At 52.9% G+C, this 20,446-nt stretch carries 20 protein-coding genes and 1 pseudogene; 11 read left to right on the top strand and 10 right to left on the bottom strand.

The annotated features are described in order from the left end of the window. The first annotated feature begins 57 nt into the window (after window positions 1–57). The 3 genes from JCM12308_RS20195 (at window position 58) to folK (ending at window position 1,817) form a co-directional block, all read left to right on the top strand. Window positions 58–348, top strand: coding sequence for a putative quinol monooxygenase (locus tag JCM12308_RS20195; protein WP_054784881.1), 291 nt, complete (start codon window positions 58–60; stop codon window positions 346–348). A 156-nt stretch (window positions 349–504) separates the two neighbouring features. After that, complete coding sequence (folP, locus tag JCM12308_RS20200; protein WP_054784882.1) at window positions 505–1,326, top strand: dihydropteroate synthase; 822 nt, start codon at window positions 505–507, stop codon at window positions 1,324–1,326. Next, window positions 1,326–1,817 (top strand): 2-amino-4-hydroxy-6-hydroxymethyldihydropteridine diphosphokinase, encoded by a 492-nt coding sequence (gene folK, locus JCM12308_RS20205; RefSeq protein ID WP_054784883.1) that lies wholly within the window; start codon window positions 1,326–1,328, stop codon window positions 1,815–1,817. Before folP ends, folK begins: the two co-directional genes overlap by 1 nt. A gap of 115 nt (window positions 1,818–1,932) precedes the next feature. On the opposite strand, the gene JCM12308_RS20210 is transcribed toward folK, so the two are convergent. Then, a complete protein-coding gene (locus JCM12308_RS20210; RefSeq protein WP_054784884.1) occupies window positions 1,933–2,454 on the bottom strand; it encodes a cytochrome b in 522 nt (173 codons plus the stop codon). 94 nt (window positions 2,455–2,548) lie between these two features. On the opposite strand from JCM12308_RS20210, the gene JCM12308_RS20215 reads away from it, so the two are divergent. The 3 genes from JCM12308_RS20215 (at window position 2,549) to JCM12308_RS32505 (ending at window position 5,603) form a co-directional block, all read left to right on the top strand. Beyond that, on the top strand, window positions 2,549–2,995 hold the full coding sequence (locus JCM12308_RS20215; RefSeq protein ID WP_054784885.1) for a MarR family winged helix-turn-helix transcriptional regulator: 447 nt from the start codon (window positions 2,549–2,551) through the stop codon (window positions 2,993–2,995). 146 nt (window positions 2,996–3,141) lie between these two features. After that, window positions 3,142–4,941, top strand: coding sequence for a heavy metal translocating P-type ATPase (locus JCM12308_RS32500; RefSeq protein WP_208978801.1), 1,800 nt, complete (start codon window positions 3,142–3,144; stop codon window positions 4,939–4,941). Further along, complete coding sequence (locus JCM12308_RS32505) at window positions 4,872–5,603, top strand: heavy metal translocating P-type ATPase (RefSeq protein ID WP_208978802.1); 732 nt, start codon at window positions 4,872–4,874, stop codon at window positions 5,601–5,603. Before JCM12308_RS32500 ends, JCM12308_RS32505 begins: the two co-directional genes overlap by 70 nt. 144 nt (window positions 5,604–5,747) lie before the next feature. Here JCM12308_RS32505 and JCM12308_RS20225 read toward each other — a convergent pair whose 3' ends face one another. The 6 genes from JCM12308_RS20225 to JCM12308_RS20250 all read right to left on the bottom strand — a co-directional run bounded on the left by JCM12308_RS20225 (window position 5,748) and on the right by JCM12308_RS20250 (window position 11,265). Further along, window positions 5,748–6,179, bottom strand: a complete 432-nt coding sequence (locus tag JCM12308_RS20225) for a hypothetical protein (protein ID WP_208978803.1) — start codon at window positions 6,177–6,179, stop codon at window positions 5,748–5,750. An 11-nt stretch (window positions 6,180–6,190) separates the two neighbouring features. Then, window positions 6,191–6,733, bottom strand: a complete 543-nt coding sequence (locus JCM12308_RS20230) for a metal-dependent hydrolase (RefSeq protein WP_244271966.1) — start codon at window positions 6,731–6,733, stop codon at window positions 6,191–6,193. 66 nt (window positions 6,734–6,799) lie between these two features. Beyond that, window positions 6,800–7,918 (bottom strand): class I SAM-dependent methyltransferase, encoded by a 1,119-nt coding sequence (locus JCM12308_RS20235; protein ID WP_054784887.1) that lies wholly within the window; start codon window positions 7,916–7,918, stop codon window positions 6,800–6,802. A 136-nt stretch (window positions 7,919–8,054) separates the two neighbouring features. Further along, window positions 8,055–9,311 (bottom strand): dual-specificity RNA methyltransferase RlmN, encoded by a 1,257-nt coding sequence (gene rlmN, locus JCM12308_RS20240; protein WP_037037405.1) that lies wholly within the window; start codon window positions 9,309–9,311, stop codon window positions 8,055–8,057. Window positions 9,312–9,612: 301 nt separating this feature from the next. After that, on the bottom strand, window positions 9,613–10,092 hold the full coding sequence (locus tag JCM12308_RS20245; protein WP_008550537.1) for an invasion associated locus B family protein: 480 nt from the start codon (window positions 10,090–10,092) through the stop codon (window positions 9,613–9,615). A 612-nt stretch (window positions 10,093–10,704) separates the two neighbouring features. Next, the gene (locus JCM12308_RS20250; RefSeq protein ID WP_014283098.1) at window positions 10,705–11,265 is read right to left on the bottom strand and encodes an RNA methyltransferase; all 561 of its coding nucleotides are present in this window, start codon (window positions 11,263–11,265) and stop codon (window positions 10,705–10,707) included. A gap of 170 nt (window positions 11,266–11,435) precedes the next feature. Between JCM12308_RS20250 and JCM12308_RS20255 the strand changes: the two genes are divergently transcribed. Next, complete coding sequence (locus JCM12308_RS20255) at window positions 11,436–12,410, top strand: NADPH:quinone oxidoreductase family protein (protein ID WP_054784888.1); 975 nt, start codon at window positions 11,436–11,438, stop codon at window positions 12,408–12,410. A gap of 68 nt (window positions 12,411–12,478) precedes the next feature. On the opposite strand, the gene xth is transcribed toward JCM12308_RS20255, so the two are convergent. Next, window positions 12,479–13,282 (bottom strand): exodeoxyribonuclease III, encoded by an 804-nt coding sequence (xth, locus tag JCM12308_RS20260; protein ID WP_174519206.1) that lies wholly within the window; start codon window positions 13,280–13,282, stop codon window positions 12,479–12,481. Window positions 13,283–13,522: 240 nt separating this feature from the next. On the opposite strand from xth, the gene JCM12308_RS20265 reads away from it, so the two are divergent. Both JCM12308_RS20265 and JCM12308_RS20270 read left to right on the top strand, forming a co-directional pair. After that, window positions 13,523–13,963 carry a hypothetical protein gene (locus JCM12308_RS20265; RefSeq protein ID WP_054784889.1) on the top strand — a complete coding sequence of 147 codons (441 nt, stop codon included), beginning with the start codon at window positions 13,523–13,525 and terminating at the stop codon, window positions 13,961–13,963. Window positions 13,964–13,991: 28 nt separating this feature from the next. Further along, window positions 13,992–14,561, top strand: coding sequence for an SH3 domain-containing protein (locus JCM12308_RS20270; protein ID WP_208608878.1), 570 nt, complete (start codon window positions 13,992–13,994; stop codon window positions 14,559–14,561). A gap of 36 nt (window positions 14,562–14,597) precedes the next feature. Here the strand turns inward: JCM12308_RS20270 and JCM12308_RS20275 are convergent, their stop codons facing one another. Continuing rightward, on the bottom strand, window positions 14,598–15,578 hold the full coding sequence (locus tag JCM12308_RS20275) for an MBL fold metallo-hydrolase (RefSeq protein WP_054784891.1): 981 nt from the start codon (window positions 15,576–15,578) through the stop codon (window positions 14,598–14,600). Between the two features lie 108 nt (window positions 15,579–15,686). Between JCM12308_RS20275 and JCM12308_RS20280 the strand changes: the two genes are divergently transcribed. Next, window positions 15,687–16,625: a LysR family transcriptional regulator gene (locus JCM12308_RS20280; RefSeq protein WP_208608877.1), complete on the top strand. Its 939-nt coding sequence runs from the start codon at window positions 15,687–15,689 to the stop codon at window positions 16,623–16,625. A gap of 12 nt (window positions 16,626–16,637) precedes the next feature. Here the strand turns inward: JCM12308_RS20280 and JCM12308_RS20285 are convergent. Beyond that, window positions 16,638–18,634: pseudogene (locus JCM12308_RS20285) on the bottom strand (methylmalonyl-CoA mutase family protein). A gap of 300 nt (window positions 18,635–18,934) precedes the next feature. On the opposite strand from JCM12308_RS20285, the gene ccrA reads away from it, so the two are divergent. Then, the gene (gene ccrA, locus JCM12308_RS20290) at window positions 18,935–20,230 is read left to right on the top strand and encodes a crotonyl-CoA carboxylase/reductase (RefSeq protein WP_054784898.1); all 1,296 of its coding nucleotides are present in this window, start codon (window positions 18,935–18,937) and stop codon (window positions 20,228–20,230) included. The last annotated feature ends 216 nt before the right edge of the window (window positions 20,231–20,446 follow it).

A 20,446-nucleotide genomic window follows, 5' to 3' on the forward strand; every position in this document is an offset into this window, starting at 1 on the left:
GCGTATAGGCGAATGAGATGAATGGATAATTTCTCCTTGTTTTTAAAGGAGAAAAACATGTCTATCACTGTTACATTGCAAATGAAGGTTAAAGAGGCACGCTATGCGGAGCTGCAGCAATTTCTGCAGGCCAACCTTCCCAATGTACGCGGGTTTGCCGGTGCTCTGAGCGTTGGTGTTTTTTATAATGCTGAGCAGCAGGATTTGATGCTCTTTGAAGAATGGCTGTCTAAAGAGCACCACCAGTCCTACATTCAGTTCATCTCGGAGAACGGCGTCATGAGCCAGTTGCTCTCCTTCATGCAGGATGCGCCAGTGATCACTTATTACGGGCGTGAAGTTCTGTAAAAAGCACTGAACTGAGTGGTGGGGTAACGATCACTCTTCGCTTTTGCTGGCTAACGATTGGTCTGAGGATGGTGAACTGTTCTCGGATCTCTCGATTTTTGCTGGAAACGTGCGCAGTGGGAGGCTATGAGGGACCAGAAAGTGGGAGGGACCCTTATGGCAGAGTTTGATCATCGAGTGCTGGAAAGCTCTCAGCGGCCGCTTGTCATGGGCATCTTGAACGTGACCCCGGATAGCTTTTCTGATGGTGGGCAGTTTGATGCGCCCGCTGCTGCGCTTGCGCATGCGATTGAGATGATCGCCGAAGGGGCGGATATCATCGATGTTGGCGGCGAAAGCACGCGGCCCGGTGCGACAGTGGTTGAAGAGCTGGATGAGCTGGAGCGGGTTCTGCCGGTGCTGGATCTCATCAAAGAGCTACCGGTTCTGATTTCCATCGATACCTATAAGGCCAAGGTTGCCGCCGCCGCCTGCAAGGCTGGCGCGCACATCGTCAATGATGTTTGGGGTTTGCAGAAAGACCCTGACATGGCTGGTGTTGTGGCTGATGCTGGTGTGCCTGTCATCATGATGCATAACCGCACCGAGGTTGATGAGCAGCTGGATATCATGGCTGACATCGAGCGCTTCTTTGAAAAGTCACTCAAGCTGGCCTCTGATGCTGGCATTCCGGAAGAGCATCAGATCCTCGATCCGGGCTTTGGCTTTGGCAAAACCCTTCAGCAGAACTATCAGATCCTGAACCGGCTTTCCGAGCTTCGTAAGTTTAACCGGCCAATCCTTGCGGGGGCATCTCGCAAACGTATGATTGGATATGTGTTGAATAATGAAGCGCCAGAGCGTATGGCTGGATCGCTTGCAGTCCACACGCTTTCGCTACAAAACGGAGCGCAAATTCTGCGAGTGCACGATGTGAAGCCGCATGCTGATGCTGTGCGGATCTTCCAAGCAATGAAAGAACTAGGCAGCAGCCAATAATGACACAAGAAAAGATTGTTGCAGCACTTGGTTTGGGCTCAAATCTTGGCGATACCAAAGCGAATATCGACGGTGCAGTGGCCGCATTGAATGCTGTCGAGGGAATATCTGTTTTAAAGAAGTCGTCCGACTATCGCACACCGCCGTGGGGGCCAGTGCCACAGGATGACTACCGCAACTGTTGCATTACGGTGGAGACGATTTTGTCTCCGCGCGACTTGCTGAATGCGGGGCTGGATGTCGAAAAGCAGCTTGGCCGTGTGCGTGATGTGCGCTGGGGGCCGCGGACGATCGATATCGACCTGCTCATCTATGATCACGCAAGCGTTGAGGAAGAGGGACTTCAGGTTCCGCATCCACGCATGGGCGAGCGTGCGTTCGTGCTTATTCCGCTGACTGAGATCTGGCCGGAAGCACCTTTGCTGGATGGACGTACTGCAGCTGAAGCGCTGGAAACCTGCGCTGATAAGGAAGGCATCTACAAGCTGTAGATGCCGTAAAGCAGTCCTTGGTTTCGTTGAAACACATGGACTGCTTTAGGCTTTAACTTTGAGTATCTTTATCCGAAAACCGGTTCCCACTTTTCGGCGATACGCAGTGATCTGCTTAAGCCGTCTTCATTCTGGCGACCAGATTATCCTTCAGCACAAACTGATGATAGAGCGCTGCGATAACGTGCAATGCGAATGAGGCGAGCAGAACAGGTGCTGCGAAGCCATGAAGTGCAGCTGGTGGGATTGTGATGTTCTCCGGCCATGCCTGCCAGTCACCAGCGATTGCCAGTTCCATCAGACCAGCAAACAGCGACATGCCCATGCCTGAGATGACGAGGGCCAACGGGGCTAGGTAGAGCAGCAGGTGAACCAGCTTTGACAGGCTGATCATCACAATACCCCAATCCGGATCTGGTTTTGGTCGTGTGTGTTTGATGAGCAGCACGATGCGATAGATCAGAAACAGCCCTGTGAGAGCTCCAAGGCCTGCATGAGCCATGAAGATGTTGAGTTTTTCAGGTGAGACAGCCGTTCCTTCAAGGACTTTGCCCAGAATGAAAACAGCAATGATGGTGGCGGCAAACAGCCAGTGCAGGATGATTGTCGGGCGACTATATTTTTGTGGCGAAGACATTAGAATTACCTTTGGCGATAGGAATGATCTGATTTTAGTTTACATGTAAATTAGATGTCAATAATATAATAGAAGCAATAATTTCAGGAATTCGATGACCGAGACGATTTCATACCTGCCGTCTATGGGTAGACTGCTGAACACCTTGTCTGAGGCGGCCTGTAGCCTGGCTGAAGACTATCTGCGTCCCCATGACCTTTCTCTGGCACAATGGGTGGTGCTTTCTGCGTTGTGGCGTCATGACGGGCTGAGCGTTTCGGAGCTTTCTGATTACTCTGGCAAGAAAACTGCTGCGCTTTCGCGTTTGCTTGATCGGATGGAAAGCAAAGGACTGGTGCGACGGTCAGCAGTTGAAGATGATAAGCGCTCAGTGAAAATCCACCTGACGGAAAAAGGGCAGGGGCTTTCTCACCTTATTGATATGTATAGGTATGTGAACGGGATTTTGCTGACTGACCTGACTGAGGAAGAGCAGAAGATGCTGCTTCCGATGCTGGAACGCATGCTGCAGAGCGTTCAGACAAAACATGGAAAGCCATGAGATCTGAAGCCTTAGCTATTCGGCTTGATCAAAACCGATCGTGTCTTCAAAAAGAAAATTCATAGAAATCGCATTTTTGCCCTTGAAGCTACAGCGACTAGAGGTCTTATCTTCTCTTGCAATGACAAAATTGCATGGAGCAGATCATGTCCAACGCGGAAGATCGAAGCCAAAATATCTCTCCAGAAGAGCCACAGGATCACGCTACAAAAAGCTGCTGCTCCAATAAGGCTGAGCAGCCTCAAAAGGCAGAGAGTTCCTGTTGTTCTGGTCAAGGCGATGCGCAAGAGAAAGAGAGCTCTTGCTGTTCTTCCAAGCCTGAAGCTTCTGCAGATGAGTGCTGTGGTTCGGCCCACGAGCACAAGCACACGCATGTTCACGCTCATACCGGATGTGGCTGTGCCAGCGAAAATGAAGTTGCTATCCCCGATGTAACCAACTGGAAAGGTGCGCGTTCGTTCCGCGTTGAAGGGCTGTGCTGTGCGGAGGAGATGGGTATTCTTCGCCGTGTGGTTGGCCCTGTTGTTGGTGATCCCGAGTATCTGGCGTTTGATGTGCTGAACGGGAAGATGATTGTTTCTCCCGTTGCTCGTGATGTCACAGACGAGCAGATTATGAAGGCGGTTGATAGCACGGGGATGAAAGCTGCTCTGTTCATTGAGCAGGAAGCGGCTGATGCGCGGGCTAAACAGCACCGGCGGTTGGGCACTTTTACCATTGCCAGCGGCTTGTTCTGGGCGGCTGCCATTATTGTTCAGGCAACTCTGTTCTTCTCAAGCACCAGCTCTACAGATGTGTTCAGCGTCTTTGACTCCGTTCCTTCCGGGCCGGTTGAAGTGCTGTACATGCTGGCCATTGTTGCTGGTCTGCGTTTGGTGGCTCCAAAGGGCTGGTATGCCCTGAAGACGTTGCGACCTGATATGAACCTGCTGATGCTGGTGGCCGTTGCTGGCGCGATTGGCATTAGTGAATGGTTTGAAGGGGCGACCGTTGCCTTCCTGTTTTCTCTCTCGCTTTATCTGGAAAGCTGGAGTGTTGGGCGCGCTCGCAAGGCTGTGGCCGCGCTTATGGATATTGCACCAACTGTCGTGCGCTTGCTCAAGCCCGATGGCGGCGAAGAGGAAGTTGCTGCCAACAGCGTGAAGCCGGGTGCAGTGTTCGTTGTACGTGGCGGTGATCGCATTCCGCTGGATGGCGTGGTGCGCAAAGGTGTCGGCAGTGTCGATCAAGCCCCGATTACGGGTGAAAGCGTTCCCGTGATGAAGGAGGCTGGTGATGACGTTTATGCTGGTACCATCAATGGCGAAGGCAGCTTTGAGGTAGAGGCGACCAAGGGCGCTGATGACACCATGCTGGCCCGTATCATCCGAATGGTGAGCGAAGCACAGGCGCGTCGAGCCGCTGCTGAGCAGTGGGTTGAGAAGTTCGCTCGTGTTTACACGCCAGCTGTGATGGTTCTGGCTGTGTTGCTGGCTGTTATCCCGCCGCTGCTGTTTGGGGCAGCCTGGATGGATTGGTTCTATCGAGCTCTGGTTCTGCTGGTTATCGCCTGCCCCTGTGCGCTGGTGATCTCCACGCCTGTCTCCATTGTTGCTGGTTTGACCTCTGCCGCTCGCAATGGCGTACTGATCAAAGGCGGTGTGTTCCTTGAACTGCCAGCTCGTTTGAAGGCATTGGCTTTTGATAAGACCGGCACTATCACCAACGGCCTGCCAACAGTGACGGATGTTTACCCGCTGTCCGGCCATAGCGTGGAAGAGCTTCTTGTGCGTGCAGCTTCTCTGGAAGCCCGCAGTTCTCACCCTCTGGCAGAAGCGATCCTGACACGTGCGAAGGAAGGTGGCGTTGCGTATCAGCCGCTGAGAATGTTGAGCTGTTGCCAGGGCGTGGCCTTTCCGGTCAGCGTAATGGCAAGAGCTATTGGCTTGGGTCTCGCCGGTTCCTGAATGAAAAAGACTTCGACATTGGCGAAGCAGATGCCAAGGCTCGTGAGCTGGAAGCTGAAGGCAAGACGGTGGTTGCGGTCGGCACCGATGCTCACGTCTGTGGTCTGATTGCGCTGGCCGATACCGTTCGCGACACCGCAGAGGAGTTGGTTTCTCAGCTGCATAAGGCTGGTGTTGAGAAGCTGGTGATGCTGACGGGTGATAACAAGGCAACGGCGGAGCGGGTTGCGGCTTCTGTTGGGATCGACGAGGTGCGCGCTGAGTTGCTGCCGGAAGATAAGGTAGCCGCTGTTGAGCAGCTCTCTCATGAATATGAGACTGTGGCGATGATCGGTGATGGTGTGAACGATGCACCTGCGATGGCCCGGGCGAGCTTCGGCGTGGCAATGGGCGCGATTGGCTCAGATGCCGCGATTGAGACGGCTGACATCGCGTTGATGAAAGATGACCTTTCCCGTCTGCCGTGGCTCATCCACCATTCAAAGCGGACGCTTCAGATCATCCATCAGAACATTGCTTTTGCGTTTATCGTGAAAGGCCTGCTGGTGATCCTGACCGCCCTGGGCTTCGCCAGCCTCTGGGCCGCGATCCTCGGGGACGTGGGGGCAACGCTGATCGTGGTGACCAACGCCCTGCGATTGCTGAAAGATCGCGCAGAATAGCAAAAGAAAAGCCGAGGTCAGTGCCTCGGCTTTTTCTTTATCTCATATCTTCGTTTGAAGATCGCTTGCTCATCCACCAGCTGCCGGATGCTTTACCGGCGATGAGCCAGTAGATGAAACCGGCGATGAAGCCTGCGGAGGCTGCTACGGATGAGCCGGGGCGGAGGCCTTCGGTTGGTGGCGTTGGGGTTCCAGGTGCGGAGTAAGCGATGATGCTGCCTGCTTCGTTTGAAGCGTAGAACAAGTCAGCGGGGAGAGCGCCGCCGATGCCCCAGAGTACGAGGCGATGAGGCCGCCTGCGGAAACGTGGTAGATGACGCCTCGCCACTTCATCAGTTCAGCAAAGCCGATGGCGAAACCGCTTGGGATGAGCGACAGAGCTCCAATCACGCTTGCGGAGATAATGGTGCTCCACGTGATCGCAATGAGCTGAATGATATCGGCCTCAGGTCCTCCATGCACGCTGAGTGTTCTGAAGAAGCCCCAGGACAAAAATAGACCGGCTGCGATGATTGCCAATGAGAAGCCTAAGGCGATACGGAGCAGCTGAAAAAAGAGCTTGGTTCCGTCGATCATTGTACAATCCTTTATGTCTGTATCTGATGCGGTGGTCTTCTGCTTTTCAAGAATACACCAATAGCTATTGAGCAAATGAGGATTTCAATTGCAAATGTCCAGTGCAGGACGAAGCTCCAGATGTAATTCTCGTAGATAGCCGGGATTTCTATAAGTTCGACTTGGAGTTTGGAGAACGGAGCAAGCCAGAAGATAGGTGCTGCGACACTATCTAAAATCATGTGTAGTAGGCCGCCGATGCTGATACCGAACAAAGCAACGCCTAAGCGGGATTTCTTCGACAACAGAATGGTTGCTAACGCAAGGAGCGCGAGCCAGGTTATCGGCCAATGAGAAAGGTAGTGCCTGTGATGGGTGCTCTGGCTGTCTACAAGATAGAAGTAGAGCATGTCAGCATCAGGAAGAATACCGCCGATTGAGGTCCAGAGGACGAGTTGCCGGGACCTCAGGTTCAGCTGTTTGGTGGCTGCTTTTCCAAGCAGGTAGCCAGCGGGCAAGTGAGCAATAAACATGATTGGAGCCAACAGGATATGAGAGTGGTCAGAACCATTCATCATGACTATGGCGAGAGTTAGCAGTGCTCACATGTTTGCTCTGTGCTTTGCAATCAACCGATCACTTTACCCATTCTCCCTCCTCGTCAGTAGCATGGCGACGCTGATGAAGTGGAAGTCGTAGAGGTGAGGGGCTTCGCGGACGCGGTGTTCGCCGCGGGCGTAGATGCTGTCGAGGAGCTCGGTGGTGTTTGGGAGGTGTGAAAGGGCTGCTCTCAGGGGAGCTTCGGTGAAGGCCCTATAGAAGTTCACCATTTGCCGAGCATAGGCAGAAGCATCATTGTCTTGCTTGTACTGCTCAACGAAGGGGACAGGTGTTTCGTAGCATTCTGCTTTGTCGATGGTGAACAGATGAGACAAAGACCCACTCTCAGGTTTTACGGGTGCTGTGAGCTGTTCCAGGCTGCGTATGTAAACGGGATGATAGTAGCGCTCATAGGTGTCTTGAGAGATTGAGCCGTCGGCGACGTGGTCGAGCAGAGACAGGTTGAATAGGTTTACGATCCCATCTGCGGTTGAGACATGTTCATTTCTGCCGACAGTTTGCAGCATGAGTTTGCCACCGGGGGCGAGTTCGTTTGCGCGGGCTTTGAGAAATGTTTCCAGATCATGGGCGGCTTGTTTCTCGCAGACTTCCCGATCCTGATCTGAGATAGAGCCTCTTTCATCTGAGAGACTTGGGCCGTTGGGCATAACGTAGTCGGGTAGGCGTTCCAGAGGGCGTTCTGAGAGAAATACCGTGGCATTGAATGATGTTGCCAGATGCACAGAGCCGGGAGGTAGCAACTGGTTGAACATGGAGCCGCCGACGATGCTGCCGAAGACAGATGGATCGGTGTACGGCGGTTGGGTTCGGTTTCCTATGGTGTGGAGCAGGGTAGAGTAATCGTTGCTGGGCAGATCGCTATGGATCGTCTGAACTGGATTGGTGCCATGTTGTCTGGTGGCCTCAGTGAGCTGAGCCATGATCTGTATGGAGTTGGCCCCCTCAGAACATCCGTAATCGACAAACCGGAGTGGTGATCTATTTGTTGGCATAGGCAGGTTGCCGACGGCTTCGTGAAGCCATGGGTACACGTAGGCAATGGTGGCTTGTTGGGGAGCAGAGTTCTTGTTGTAGAACCCTTTGGCCTTCATGCCAGTGGTTGTGGCGTTCTTTTGTGAGGGATGTGCTTTGTCTGTCATGGGGGTGATGTCCAGTTATCGCATCTGTCCTGACGGTCACGATATCTGAAGTCCGTGCACATGGAGTGAACGCAAAGAAAAAGGCCAGCGCTTGTCTCAAGCACCGGCCTTTTGAATAATTATTGCTGAGCCTTGGTTAGGCGTCGCCCTGGGTCTGCGCTTTTTCAAGAGCTTCACGCTCTGATTTGCGGAGACGCTCGGAAGCGGACTTTAGCTGACCACAGGCAGCGAAGATATCGCGGCCACGTGGGGTACGGATTGGAGAAGCGTAACCTGCGCGGTTCACAACATCTGCGAACTCTTCGATCTGCTCCCAATCGGAGCATTCATATGGAGAGCCCGGCCATGGGTTGAACGGCAGAAGGTTGATCTTTGCCGGAATGCCTTTGAGCAGCTGTACCAGTTTCTTCGCATCTTCCAGACTGTCATTAACGCCTTTCAGCATCACGTATTCGAAGGTGATGCGCTTTGCGTTGGACAAGCCCGGATAGTCACGGCATGCCTGAAGCAATGTTTCCAGATTGTACTTCTTGTTGATTGGAACAAGTACGTTACGGAGCTCGTCATTCACTGCGTGCAGGGAGATTGCCAGCATACAGCCGATTTCGTCACCGGTGCGTGCAATTTCTGGAGTTACGCCAGATGTTGACAGAGTGATGCGGCGCTTGGAAAGGGACAGGCCATCGCCGTCAGAGGCGATCAGTAGTGCTTTCTTGACGTTCTCGAAATTGTAAAGCGGCTCGCCCATGCCCATCATCACGATGTTGGTGATGCGGCGACGGTTGGATGTGGATGCGTCCAAGCCACCTTCCGGTGCATCTGCATCCGGGAAGTCGTTGAGACGATCCTTTGCGAGCATCAGCTGTGCGAGGATCTCTTCAGCGGTCAGGTTGCGAACCATTTTCTGCGTGCCGGTGTGGCAGAAGGTGCAGGTGAGGGTACAGCCAACCTGAGAGGAAATGCAGAGCGTTCCACGGTCTTCTTCCGGGATGTAGACGGTTTCTACCTCAACCGGTTTACCAGCGCCGCGGGACGGGAAGCGGAACAGCCATTTGCGGGTGCCGTCTACGGAGATCTGTTCGGTGACGATTTCCGGACGGGCGATGGTGAATGCGAAGTCCAGCTTGGTGCGCAGATCTTTGGAAACGTTGCTCATCTTGCTAAAGTCAGAGATGCCGCGAACGTAGAGCCAGTGCCACAGCTGGTTCACGCGCATGCGGATCTGACGTTCTGGGACACCTACTGCAGCAAGGGCATTGCCCAACTCTTCACGGCTGAGGCCGATAAGGGATGGCTTTTCTTCCTGCACAGGATCTGTTGCAGGAGTGGAATTTGCTGCGCTGGTCGCCGCCGGATCAGCGGATTTGTGCGCGATGTCTAACGATACCGCCATGGTCATTCACCAGTTGTTCTTAGATGCTCGGCTTTAAGCTTATGTTCTTTGCGTATTCAAGCCCGAAGAATGTGCCTCACTCTTCAGCAATACGGTTTAGCAGGAAAAAGCGGGAAATGAGTGCCCATTGCTCGCTGCTAAAAATGCGAAGAGGCGGTCGCCAGCAGCAACCGCCTACGTATTCGGCACGCTTATAGCCGAAATCGCGTAGTTTGAAAATCCCAGATCTCAAATTGCGTGGCGGCAAGCTGGCGCAGGCAAGAGATCTCTATGCTTTCAAACAATTCTGAGTGTCAGCGCCTTACTGGCAGGCGCTGGTAGCATCCCTTACAGCAGCAGTGATGCCGCTCAAGGAAAACTTGTAGGAAGTTTTGGTGCCGCGAGCGGACTCGCCAGAAATAGACATGGAACTGCCTGCTTTCATGGCGTCAACCAAACGCTTCTCTTCCGCTGCGTTCTGAACCCATGCGCCGTCACCTTTGGTGAACATGGTGAACTGCTGACCATCAACATTGGTCGTGACCAGAGAGCCTTCTTTAAATGGATAACCCACTATAAAGCTTGGCTCATTGGATACGCCTTCACTTGGACGGGTAGAAACGAAGAAGAAGACTTCACCGTGGTTTCTATCAGTCGGCAGTGATTGTGTTGGTGCGGAAATAGCATAACACACCTTGCCACCGCTCTGGGTGTTGAAGGTGTAGGTTGCCCAATCCTTGTTTTCTTTCAAGAGGGCAGGAGACTGCGCATTTGCAGTCGCGCCCGAGATACCAAGAGCCATTAAGGCAGTTATCAGGATACGTGCTTGCATCTTCTCCAAACCGCGTTGCGTACGACAAAATCTGAGATTCTGTGCGAAAACCCATAAAACTTAATGTTAGGGTTACTTTAAAGATGGTTACAAAAGGGTTGATACCCTGTTTTTACAGAGGCAAAAAATTATTTGCCTTTGAACCGCTCTATGAATGCTGGCAACAGAAATCTGGCGGGAGTGTGGCACGCACAGCCATAATATCAAGCGTAAAGCCACTAATGAATTTCCGTTTTAAGTGATGGAAGACAGTAGATATGCAAGTTGATTATTTGCTGTATTTAACGCGCTAGTAAATAAGAGCTAATTGCCTTTAAAAGCTCAGATTTTCCGATGTCTTTTCAAATTAATTGGCAGCATTTCGCCCAGTAAAAAATATGGGCGTCTTTCCACATAGTGTTCACAGATTGAGAGAAAATGCGAAGCAAAGGGCCGTTTAGAATTACGAATTTGTAATGCTAAGAGGCTGTGTCGGGCCAAGCGCGATCATTTAAAAATTTACGCAAGGCATTTGCCATGGTGAGAATTAAAGATTGCCATTTGAGGATGCATATCAGAAATGGCAACCTGATCTCGAATCACTCAAGAGTTGCTGTCGAAGCCCGGAACTTTTCGACCTGTTCGGAAGATAGGAGCGCCATGAACGTGTTCCAATAGCGGGTCTTTAGGTGCCCCTGCGGTTATAGAGCGTTCGGCGTATTTTCCGTGCGCCATGTAGCGATCATACAAAACCAGAGCGGCAGCGACGCCAACGTTCAAACAGAACTTGGTTGGGATTTTGACGATGTAGTCGCAGCGTTCCTGCATCTCTTTGGAGAGGGAGCCGCGCTCAGGGCCAAGGATGTAAGCTGCTTGCAGAGGATGACCGAAGCTTGGCAGCTCAATCGCATCGTCGGTGAGTTCGACACCAACGAGTTTACAGCCGCGTGGAAACTGCATTTCATCAACCGAGTTCCAGGCGAAGTATGGCAAGTGGTCCGGGCTTTTGGAGGTGTCGGCCTTCATGGCTGATCCAAGCCCTTTGATGTGCGCATCGACTGTAAAAAAGTAACTTGCTCCGAATGCATGACCTGTACGCATCAGCGTGCCAACATTCATGGATTTGGAAAGCCCTTCAGAGCCAATAGCAAAATAACCGCGCATGCCCAGTTGTTCTCGTTGTTGATGTTGTGCGCTTCATACCTCCAACTGCGGTGTTCCTGCAAGCCTGCGGGTGGCCTTGAGTGTTTTAAACGTAAAGTGACACCAATGGCGGTTTTGAGCTTTGGCGGAAGCGCGTGTAATTTTGCGGGTAAGAGAGAGGGCTGTATTTCATGAAAGCTGTTATCTGCGAAAAACTTGGTGGGCCGAGTGATCTGGTTGTCCGGGAACTGGAAGATCCGAGTGCTGGGCCGGGAGAGGTGTTGGTTCGCGTGAAGGCAGCGGCACTCAACTATTTTGATACGCTGATCATTCAGGGCAAATACCAGTTCAAGCCAGAGCTTCCGTTTTCTCCATCAGGTGAGATGGCCGGTATTGTTGAAGCTGTGGGGGAAGGTGTGACCCGCTTCAAGGTTGGGGATCGTGTGGCGTCCTATGCGAAATGGGGCGCAGCACGAGAGCTTTATGTTGCTCCTGAGGATGAAGTGGTTCTGGTGCCTGAAGCCGTTTCGCTCAAACATGCCGCTGGTCTTTTGATCACGTATGGTACGGCGATCCATGGGCTGCGAAGCAGAGCGCATTTGCAGCCGGGTGAAAGTGTTGCTGTGCTGGGTGCATCCGGTGGAGCCGGGCAGGCGGCTGTTGAGGTTGCCAAGTTGATGGGCGCGCGCGTGATTGCCTGTGCTTCTTCTGAAGATAAGCTGGCCCATGCAAAAGCTTGTGGTGCTGATGAGCTGGTTGATTACTCCCAAGGTGGGTTGAAGCAGAAGCTGAAGGATCTGACAGACGGCAAAGGGTTAGAGGTCGTTTATGATGTGATTGGCGGTGACTATGCAGATGATGCTTTGCGGGCCACTGGCTGGCGCGGACGCTATCTGGTTGTCGGGTTCGCGTCCGGCACTATTCAGAGGATCCCGGCTAATCTGGCGCTGCTGAAGGGTTGTGACATCCTCGGTGTGTTCTGGGGAGATGCGGTGGTTCGTGAACCTGAGGAGCATCACAAGGATTGTGAGCAGTTGTTCCAATGGGTGGCTGAGGGCAAATTGAAGCCGCATATCCACGCTGAGTATCCGTTTGAGGATATCGCTCTTGGACTGGAGGAGATCTCCAGCCGCAGAGCCAAGGGCAAAGTTCTGCTTATTCCGTAAGGCGTAGATACAGAAAAAGCGGGAGGGTGCTCCCGCTTCTTACTCACATCGTATTGCATGCTGGAAGATTAAGCTTCCAGCACAGCCATGACTGGGGCGTGGTCGGATGGTTTTTCCCAGCCGCGGGCATCACGCATGATCTGGACGTCTTTGGTGTGCTGCGCTGTTTCCGGTGTCATCCAGACGTGATCAAGGCGGCGGCCTTTGTCAGATGCAGACCAGTCTTTGGCACGGTAGCTCCACCAGGTGTAGATCTTCTGATCCATCGGCATGTGCTTGCGCATGGTGTCGACGTAGTTGCCAGCTTCACGCACGTCTTCAAGTCGCTGACATTCCAGCGGGGTATGGGACACCACTTTGATGAGCTGCTTGTGGGACCATACGTCGTTTTCATAAGGGGCGATGTTCAGGTCGCCAACAACGATGGACTGGCCGTCGAAGCCTTTGAACCAGCTTTCCATCTCGTCAAGGAACTTGAGCTTGTGGGCGAACTTGTCGTTGACATTTGGGTCCGGCACATCACCGCCTGCTGGGACGTAGAAGTTATGGATGCGGACTTTGCCGCCATTGAATGCAACATCAGCTGCGATGTGGCGGGTGTCGCCCATTTCGCAGAACTCTTTGCGTTCAACGTTTTCCAGCGGTACGCGTGAGAGCAGGGCAACACCGTGGTAACCCTTTTGGCCGTGCACCTCTACATGGCGGTAACCCAGTTTGTTGATCGCGGCTGTCGGGAAGCTGCCATCCGGGCATTTTGTTTCCTGCAGGCACAACACATCCGGGGCGTGGTCCAGTAACATTTTCTCGACGATCGGAAGACGGAGACGGACTGAGTTAATGTTCCACGTTACAATTTTGAGGCGCTTCGTCATGGGGGCGTTCTTACCTGCTTTGGAGAATCATGGCCTAAACCTAAGGGTTAGGCGCGGTTCTGGCCAGAAAAACTGATATGAACTGCGATTTTGTTCACGTTATATTCTTCAAGGCAAGACATAAATTGCTTTTAAAACCCGATGTTTTGTCAGGCCACGTTGTTAGCCCCTTGGTGGCACTCTTCTCCTAATTATGCTGGCTGTAAGTTTTGGCCAGCCTGCAGTTAGGATCAGGGTCAAATGAAATACGCAATGTTTGTAGGCTGTTGTCTTGCAGCGGGTATGGTGGCTCAATCTGTGAGTGCCAGCAGTTTGTCGACACGCTCAGGTTCCGTTGATTATCCGGGATTCCGGCAGGTTCAGTTCAGTGAGCGCAGCAACATCATCCCACCCATCAAACCTTTGGATCGGCCTGTTGAGCCGGGTGATAGCCTGAGGCCGGGGCAGGCGCAGCCGTATCTGCCAACGGATCGGGATGCTGATTATCCTTCCTTCAACCCACCTCCCGGTGCTTATCCTGCGGGTTCTGCGCGTCCGGGCTCATTGCCACCGCCAATACCGGGGCCATCCGGTCCGCTGCCTCCCGCTCCGCCGATAACTGGTTTGCCACCTGCTGGTGGTGCCCCCGCTGGGCCGGGATTTGGAGGGCCTTCTTATGGAGGTCCGGCTTATGGCCGTTGATTGTTCAGAGCAACAGGAAGGGGTCATCATGAAGATTATAGCCTGGGTGCTGGCTGGCCTCGTTCTTCTGGCCGTTATCATCTATTCCAACGCCGCTTTTGCGCAGAGTGGTCATGCTGGTTACACGACAACTGGTGTGAACATGAGGACAGGGCCGGGAACCAAATATCCTGTGATTACGACCATTCCGGCAGGTGGTGTGGTGTTCATCAACTACTGCACCAAGAATGGCTCATGGTGTGATCTGACCTTCCGTGGTGCTCCGGGGTGGGTTTCTGCTCGGTATATCCGTTATGGCGTAGAGGGACCGCATTACTCACGAACACTTCCATATGTTGCGCCTTATGTGGGACTGCCATTTATCTATCGGCGGTATCCGATCTACCCACGCTATCCGCATTGGCGTCCTTACCCACATCCGCGGCGTGAGATTCCGGCTTATCCGTTGCAGCCCTCACGGCCAATTACGGTGCCAGCTATCCCCCTGACGCCAGCGCAGCCGATCGCTCCGCCGGTTACACCGTCTATTCCGCTGACGCCGGCACAGCCAATCGCGCCGCCATCTGTACCGGCAACGCCATTATCGCCTGCTCAATGAGAAAAAGCTCACGAGGTGCCTCGTGAGCTTTTGTTTTTAGAGCTTATGCTGCCAGCTGGTTTCCACATAGGCGAAGGCATCACCATCTCTGCGGACGTGACCAAGGCCGGGGAAGTCGTGGTGGATGCCAATTACTGGAGTTCTGTCGGCTGAGACGCGATCCAGTATCGTCCGGCGTGTTTTTCGGGCCATGTCCTGATCGATGTCGAAGGCGATGGTCCAGTCCGGATTGGCGAACTGGAGGGCCGAGGAGTGGATTGTATCGCCCCAGATCAGTACTTCCTCATTGTTGGAGTGAATGCGGATGCCCATGTGGCCCGGTGTATGGCCGGGGAGAAGAACGGCATCCAGCCCTTTGATGAACTCACCGTCCTTGCTGATGAGTGTTTTGTTATTGTCGTAAGGCTTTGAGGCGTTCTGTGCGAGATCTACGAAATTCTGTAGGTCTTTGGGGAAGCGTGCGCGTGTGTTTTCGTCATTCCAGAACGTATGCTCAACCTCGTGAACAATGAACTCTGCGTTGGGGAAGAGTTTCTCTCCTGATTTGGAGACAAGACCGCCGATATGGTCGATGTGCAGGTGTGTCAGAACGACTGCGTCGACGTCAGCGGCGTTATACCCGGCGTTCTTCAGGTTTTGGTGGAAGCGGCCCAGAGTTGGGCCCATCAGGTCTGCGGTGCCGGTATCGACAACGACAAGATGTTCCCCCGTATTAATGAGATATCCGTTTACAGAGATAGACATGTCCCCTGTATTGGGGCTACGAAAGTTCTGCTTTAGAGTTTCTTCCGCTACCTTCTGGTCAAACCCCACGACCAATGACGGATCTAATCCCAAGTGTCCGTCAAGAATTGCCGTTACTTCAATGTCACCTACCGAGAAACGATAGATGCCAGGAACTTGTGCGCCAATTTTGGGTGCTGCTGCCAATGCGATGCTCGACATTGCAGGGGCAATTGCGCCTGCGCCTGCAACAGAGGCGGCTGCGGATAAAAAAGATCGGCGTGAAAGTGTCATGAAAGGCTCCTCATCTACAAGCGATGGGAGCAATATTGTTGGGTTGATGCTGGAAGTGCAGAGGGCCAAGCCTTATCTTGGATATAAGCAGTGCTTATGGGGCAGATCATGGATCTTCTGAATTTACTGGAGAGTTTTGTTCGCGTTATCGACAGTGGATCGCTGAGCGGCGGTGCGCGTCAACGCCACATCAGCCAGCCTGCCATGAGCCAGCAGTTGAACTTGCTGGAAGCGCAGGTGGGGCAGGAGCTGGTTTTCCGAACGAACAAGGGTGTGAAGCCAACAGTGGCGGGCAAGATCGTTTATGAGCATGCCCAGAAGATGCTGCGTCAGAGTGCTCTGATGTTTGAGGCTGTTCAGGAACAGGTGGCTGCTGAGAGTGGATCACTGGTTGTTTCTGTTTCGCAACCCATGGGTGGCGATATAATTACACCGCTCATTTTTGATCTGCGAAAGCAGTATCCGGATCTTACGGTCTCAATCAGGATGGAAGACCAGTTTATTGATGTGGTCGAGGATGGCATTGATCTGGCCATTCGCACTGGCGCAACAGGGGATACCTCCGGTGTTTCCCGAAAGATTGCGATTGTTGAGACCTGTTTGGCGGCAAGCCCGGATTATCTTGCCAGGCATGGTGTGCCGCAAACTCCAGAGGCTCTTTCTGCACTCAATTACATTCAGTATCGGAACGAAAAACTTATCGATTCACTCGACCTTTTCAGGCATGGCAAGCGGCATGAGGTGAGGGTGAATTCTGAGTTTGTCGCTGGGCATCCGCAGGTGATGGTGCAGGCGCTTTTGAACTCCGTTGGTTTCACACGTATGCCATTGTTTATGATGCAGGATTATGAGGAAACCGGCCAATTGCAGCGGTTGCTTCCAGATTATCAATGCGAGGAAAAGCCGGTCTATCTCGTTTATCCATCCCGCGAGGCGATGACGCGGAAGGCAGAGATTTTTATTGAAGCGATGATAGAGCGGTTCAAGGATGCGGCTGGCATCCGGTTGGTTGGGCAAAAGCCTGTTCAGCTTGCCCAACCTGCGTAACTACGTTTGGGATTAGACGGTTTCGTTGACCTGCTCATCCACGATGCGGACGATGTCTGACATGATTTCCGTCAGGTGGAAGTCTTTTGGTGTGTAAACAGCTGCAACACCTGCCTTTTTCAGCTCTTCCGCATCTTCGGAAGGAATGATGCCGCCCAAAATGATCGGGATGTCTTCCAGGCCGTTTTCCTTCATCTTGTCGAGCACATCATGAACCAGTGCCAGATGTGAACCGGACAGGATGGACAGGCCAATGACGTGGACGCCTTCTTCCAGAGCAGCGTTGACGATTTGTGCTGGTGTGAGGCGGATGCCTCATAGACAACTTCCATGCCGCAATCACGGGCGCGGACCGCGATTTGCTCAGCGCCGTTGGAGTGGCCGTCCAGACCCGGTTTGCCAACAAGGAACTTGAGGCGGCGGCCTAGCTTTTCTGAGAGAGCAGAGACTTTCTGCTGAACGTCTGCGAGGTTTTCGTTGTCATCAGGTGCTGCTTTGCCGACGCCGGTTGGTGCGCGGTACTCGCCGAAGACTTCGCGCAGGGCTGCACCCCATTCACCTGTGGTCGCTCCAGCTTTAGCCGCTTTGATGGAGGCTTCCATGATGTTGTCGTCGGATGAAGCAGCAGCGCGCAGCTCCTGAAGCGCGGCCTGAACCGCGTTGTCATCACGTTCTTTACGCCATGCCTGAATGCGCTGGATTGCTTCTTCTTCCACATGCTCAGGCACGGTGAGGATGCCGCCGTCTTCGTCTGAAGCAAGTGGCGAAGGTTCGGTTTCAGTCCATTTGTTGACGCCAACAACGATCTGGTCGCCAGACTCGATGCCTGCCAGACGTTTGGAGTTGGACTCCACAAGCTTCTGTTTCATGTAGCTGGATTCGACAGCTGCAACAGCTCCGCCCATCTCTGCGATGCGGGCAAGTTCTTCCCGGGCTTGTTCTTTGAGCAGTTCGACTTTGGCTTCAATTTCTTTGGAGCCATCGAAGATGTCTGCATATTCCAGCAGGTCGGTCTCGTAGGCCATGATCTGCTGCATGCGCAGGGACCATTGCTGGTCGAATGGGCGCGGCAGGCCGAGGGCTTCGTTCCATGCTGGAAGCTGGACAGCGCGGGCACGGGCATTCTTGGAAAGCACAACAGCGAGCATCTCCACGAGGATGCGGTAGACGTTGTTTTCCGGCTGCTGCTCTGTCAGGCCCAGTGAGTTGACCTGAACGCCATAGCGGAAGCGGCGGTAACGCTCTTCTTCAACGCCGTAGCGTTCGCGACAGATTTCGTCCCAAAGCTCTGTAAACGCACGCATTTTACACATCTCGGTGATGAAGCGCATGCCTGCGTTGACGAAGAAGGAGATGCGACCCACGAGTTTAGGGAAATCGCTTTCGGACACCACGCCAGAGGCACGGACATTATCCAGAATGGCGATTGCTGTGGCGAGGGCGAAGGAGAGTTCCTGTACTGGCGTCGCTCCAGCTTCCTGAAGATGGTAGGAACACACGTTCATCGGGTTCCATTTGGGCATATTTGTGTATGTCCATGAAATCACATCGGTTGTGAGACGCATGGACGGGGCAGGTGGGAAGACGTAAGTGCCGCGGGAGAGGTACTCTTTGATCAGATCATTTTGCGTGGTGCCTGCAAGCAAAGAACGGTCTGCGCCCTGCTCATCTGCGGCAGCGGCATAGAGCGCCAGCAGCCACGGTGCCGTCGCATTGATCGTCATGGAGGTGTTCATGCGCTCCAATGGGATCTCGTTGAAGAGCGTGCGCATGTCGCCTAGGTGCGAGACTGGCACGCCTACTTTACCAACTTCACCGCGTGAAAGCGGGTGGTCTGGGTCGTAACCTGTCTGTGTCGGCAGATCGAACGCGACAGAAAGGCCCGTCTGCCCTTTCGCCAGGTTCGTGCGGTAGAGCCGGTTGCTGTCTGCAGCGTTTGAGTGCCCTGCGTATGTGCGGAACATCCACGGACGGTCTTTAATTGCACCTTTAGGTGAACCGGTACTCATAGTCTATTGCCTCCCTGATCCTGTCAGCATTTTATAAGGGACAAGATCTCTATTCTGCCCACACCTTTGCATAGGTTTTAGTGGTTGGTGCAATGCAACATTAGAAGAAGTATTCTTCGCAAGTTAAGCAATAGTTGTATATATTTTGTGAGTTCTTTGTAATGATAATTCTCAAATAGCCGATATTGACAGGTTGTATTGTTTTGCGTTGCAGCAAATAGTGGATTGGAAGCGTTAGCAGAAGGACATGCTTTCACTCTCATGAGGGAAGGGCGCAACGCAAACTTGGAGGAGAATATCATGAGTTCCGTTGCACGGGTTGTCGAAGCTGGGTCAGAGGGAGGCTCTGAGTTCAAGGACCTTTATGAGATTGGTGAAATTCCACCGCTGGGACATGTTCCAAAGAACATGTGGGCGTGGGCCATTCGCCAGGATCGCCATGGTTCCCCTGATACAGCAATGGTCAAAGAAGTGGTGCCAACATGGGAGTTGGACAGCCATGAAGTACTCATTCTGGTGATGGCTGCTGGTGTGAACTACAACGGCGTTTGGGCTGCTCTTGGTGAGCCGATTTCTCCGTTGAACGTTCACAAAACGCCGTATCACATTGCGGGATCTGATGCTTCTGGCATCGTATGGGCCGTGGGTTCCAAGGTAACGCGCTGGAAAGTCGGCGATGAAGTTGTTGTTCACTGTAACCAGGACAACGGCGACGATGAGGAATGTAACGGTGGTGATCCTATGTTCTCCAGCTCCCAGCGGATCTGGGGTTATGAGACACCTGATGGATCATTCGCGCAGTTTGCACGCGTTCAGTCTCAGCAGTTGATGCATCGTCCGAAGCATCTGACCTGGGAAGAAAGTGCTTGTTACACGCTGACACTGGCGACTGCTTTCCGCATGCTGTTTGGCCATGCACCGCATGAGCTGAAGCCGGGCCAGAATGTACTGGTTTGGGGCGCTTCCGGCGGTCTTGGTGTGTTTGCGGTGCAGCTGATTGCAGCTGCAGGAGCAAATGCGATCGGGGTGATATCGGATGAGAGCAAGCGCGAGTATGTGATGTCGCTTGGCGCTAAGGCCGTGATCAACCGTAAGGACTTCAATTGCTGGGGCCAGTTGCCGAAGGTGAACTCGCCTGAGTTTGATGCCTGGACGAAGGAAGCCCGTAAGTTTGGTAAGGCCATCTGGGAGATTACCGGCAAGGGCAATGACGTCGATATGGTGTTTGAGCACCCAGGTGAGGCGACCTTCCCAGTATCCGCGCTAGTGGTTAAGCGTGGCGGCATGGTGGTGTTCTGTGCGGGGACGACCGGCTTTAACATCACTTTTGATGCGCGTTACGTATGGATGCGTCAGAAGCGTATTCAGGGTTCTCACTTTGCGCACCTGAAGCAGGCGAGTGAGGCGAACAAGTTCGTGATTGATCGCCGTATCGACCCCTGCATGAGTGAAGTATTCTCATGGGAGCAGATTCCGCAGGCTCATATGAAAATGTGGAAGAACCAGCACGCCCCAGGAAATATGTCGGTTTTGGTATGTTCCCCTAAGACCGGTTTGCGGTCTCTTGAGGATGTTATGGAAGCCACGCAAAGCTAAGCAGGCTTAGCAAAGGAAGTTGGTGTGCATGTGCTGCCAACTTCCTTTTTTCTTATAAGTTTCTCTCTTATATTTTTATTGAATGACCATTCAATATTAGCAATTCAAAGCAGAATTTCTCTGTATTTTTCTTTTTGTAATTTGTGCGATTAAACGGTTCTGTTCGGAGCCGTTTTTTTATTTGGATTTATCTGTGTAAATTACCGTGAAAATTTT

The sequence above is a fragment of the Pseudovibrio denitrificans JCM 12308 genome (assembly GCF_001310815.1).
Classification (GTDB): Bacteria; Pseudomonadota; Alphaproteobacteria; order Rhizobiales; family Stappiaceae; genus Pseudovibrio; species Pseudovibrio denitrificans.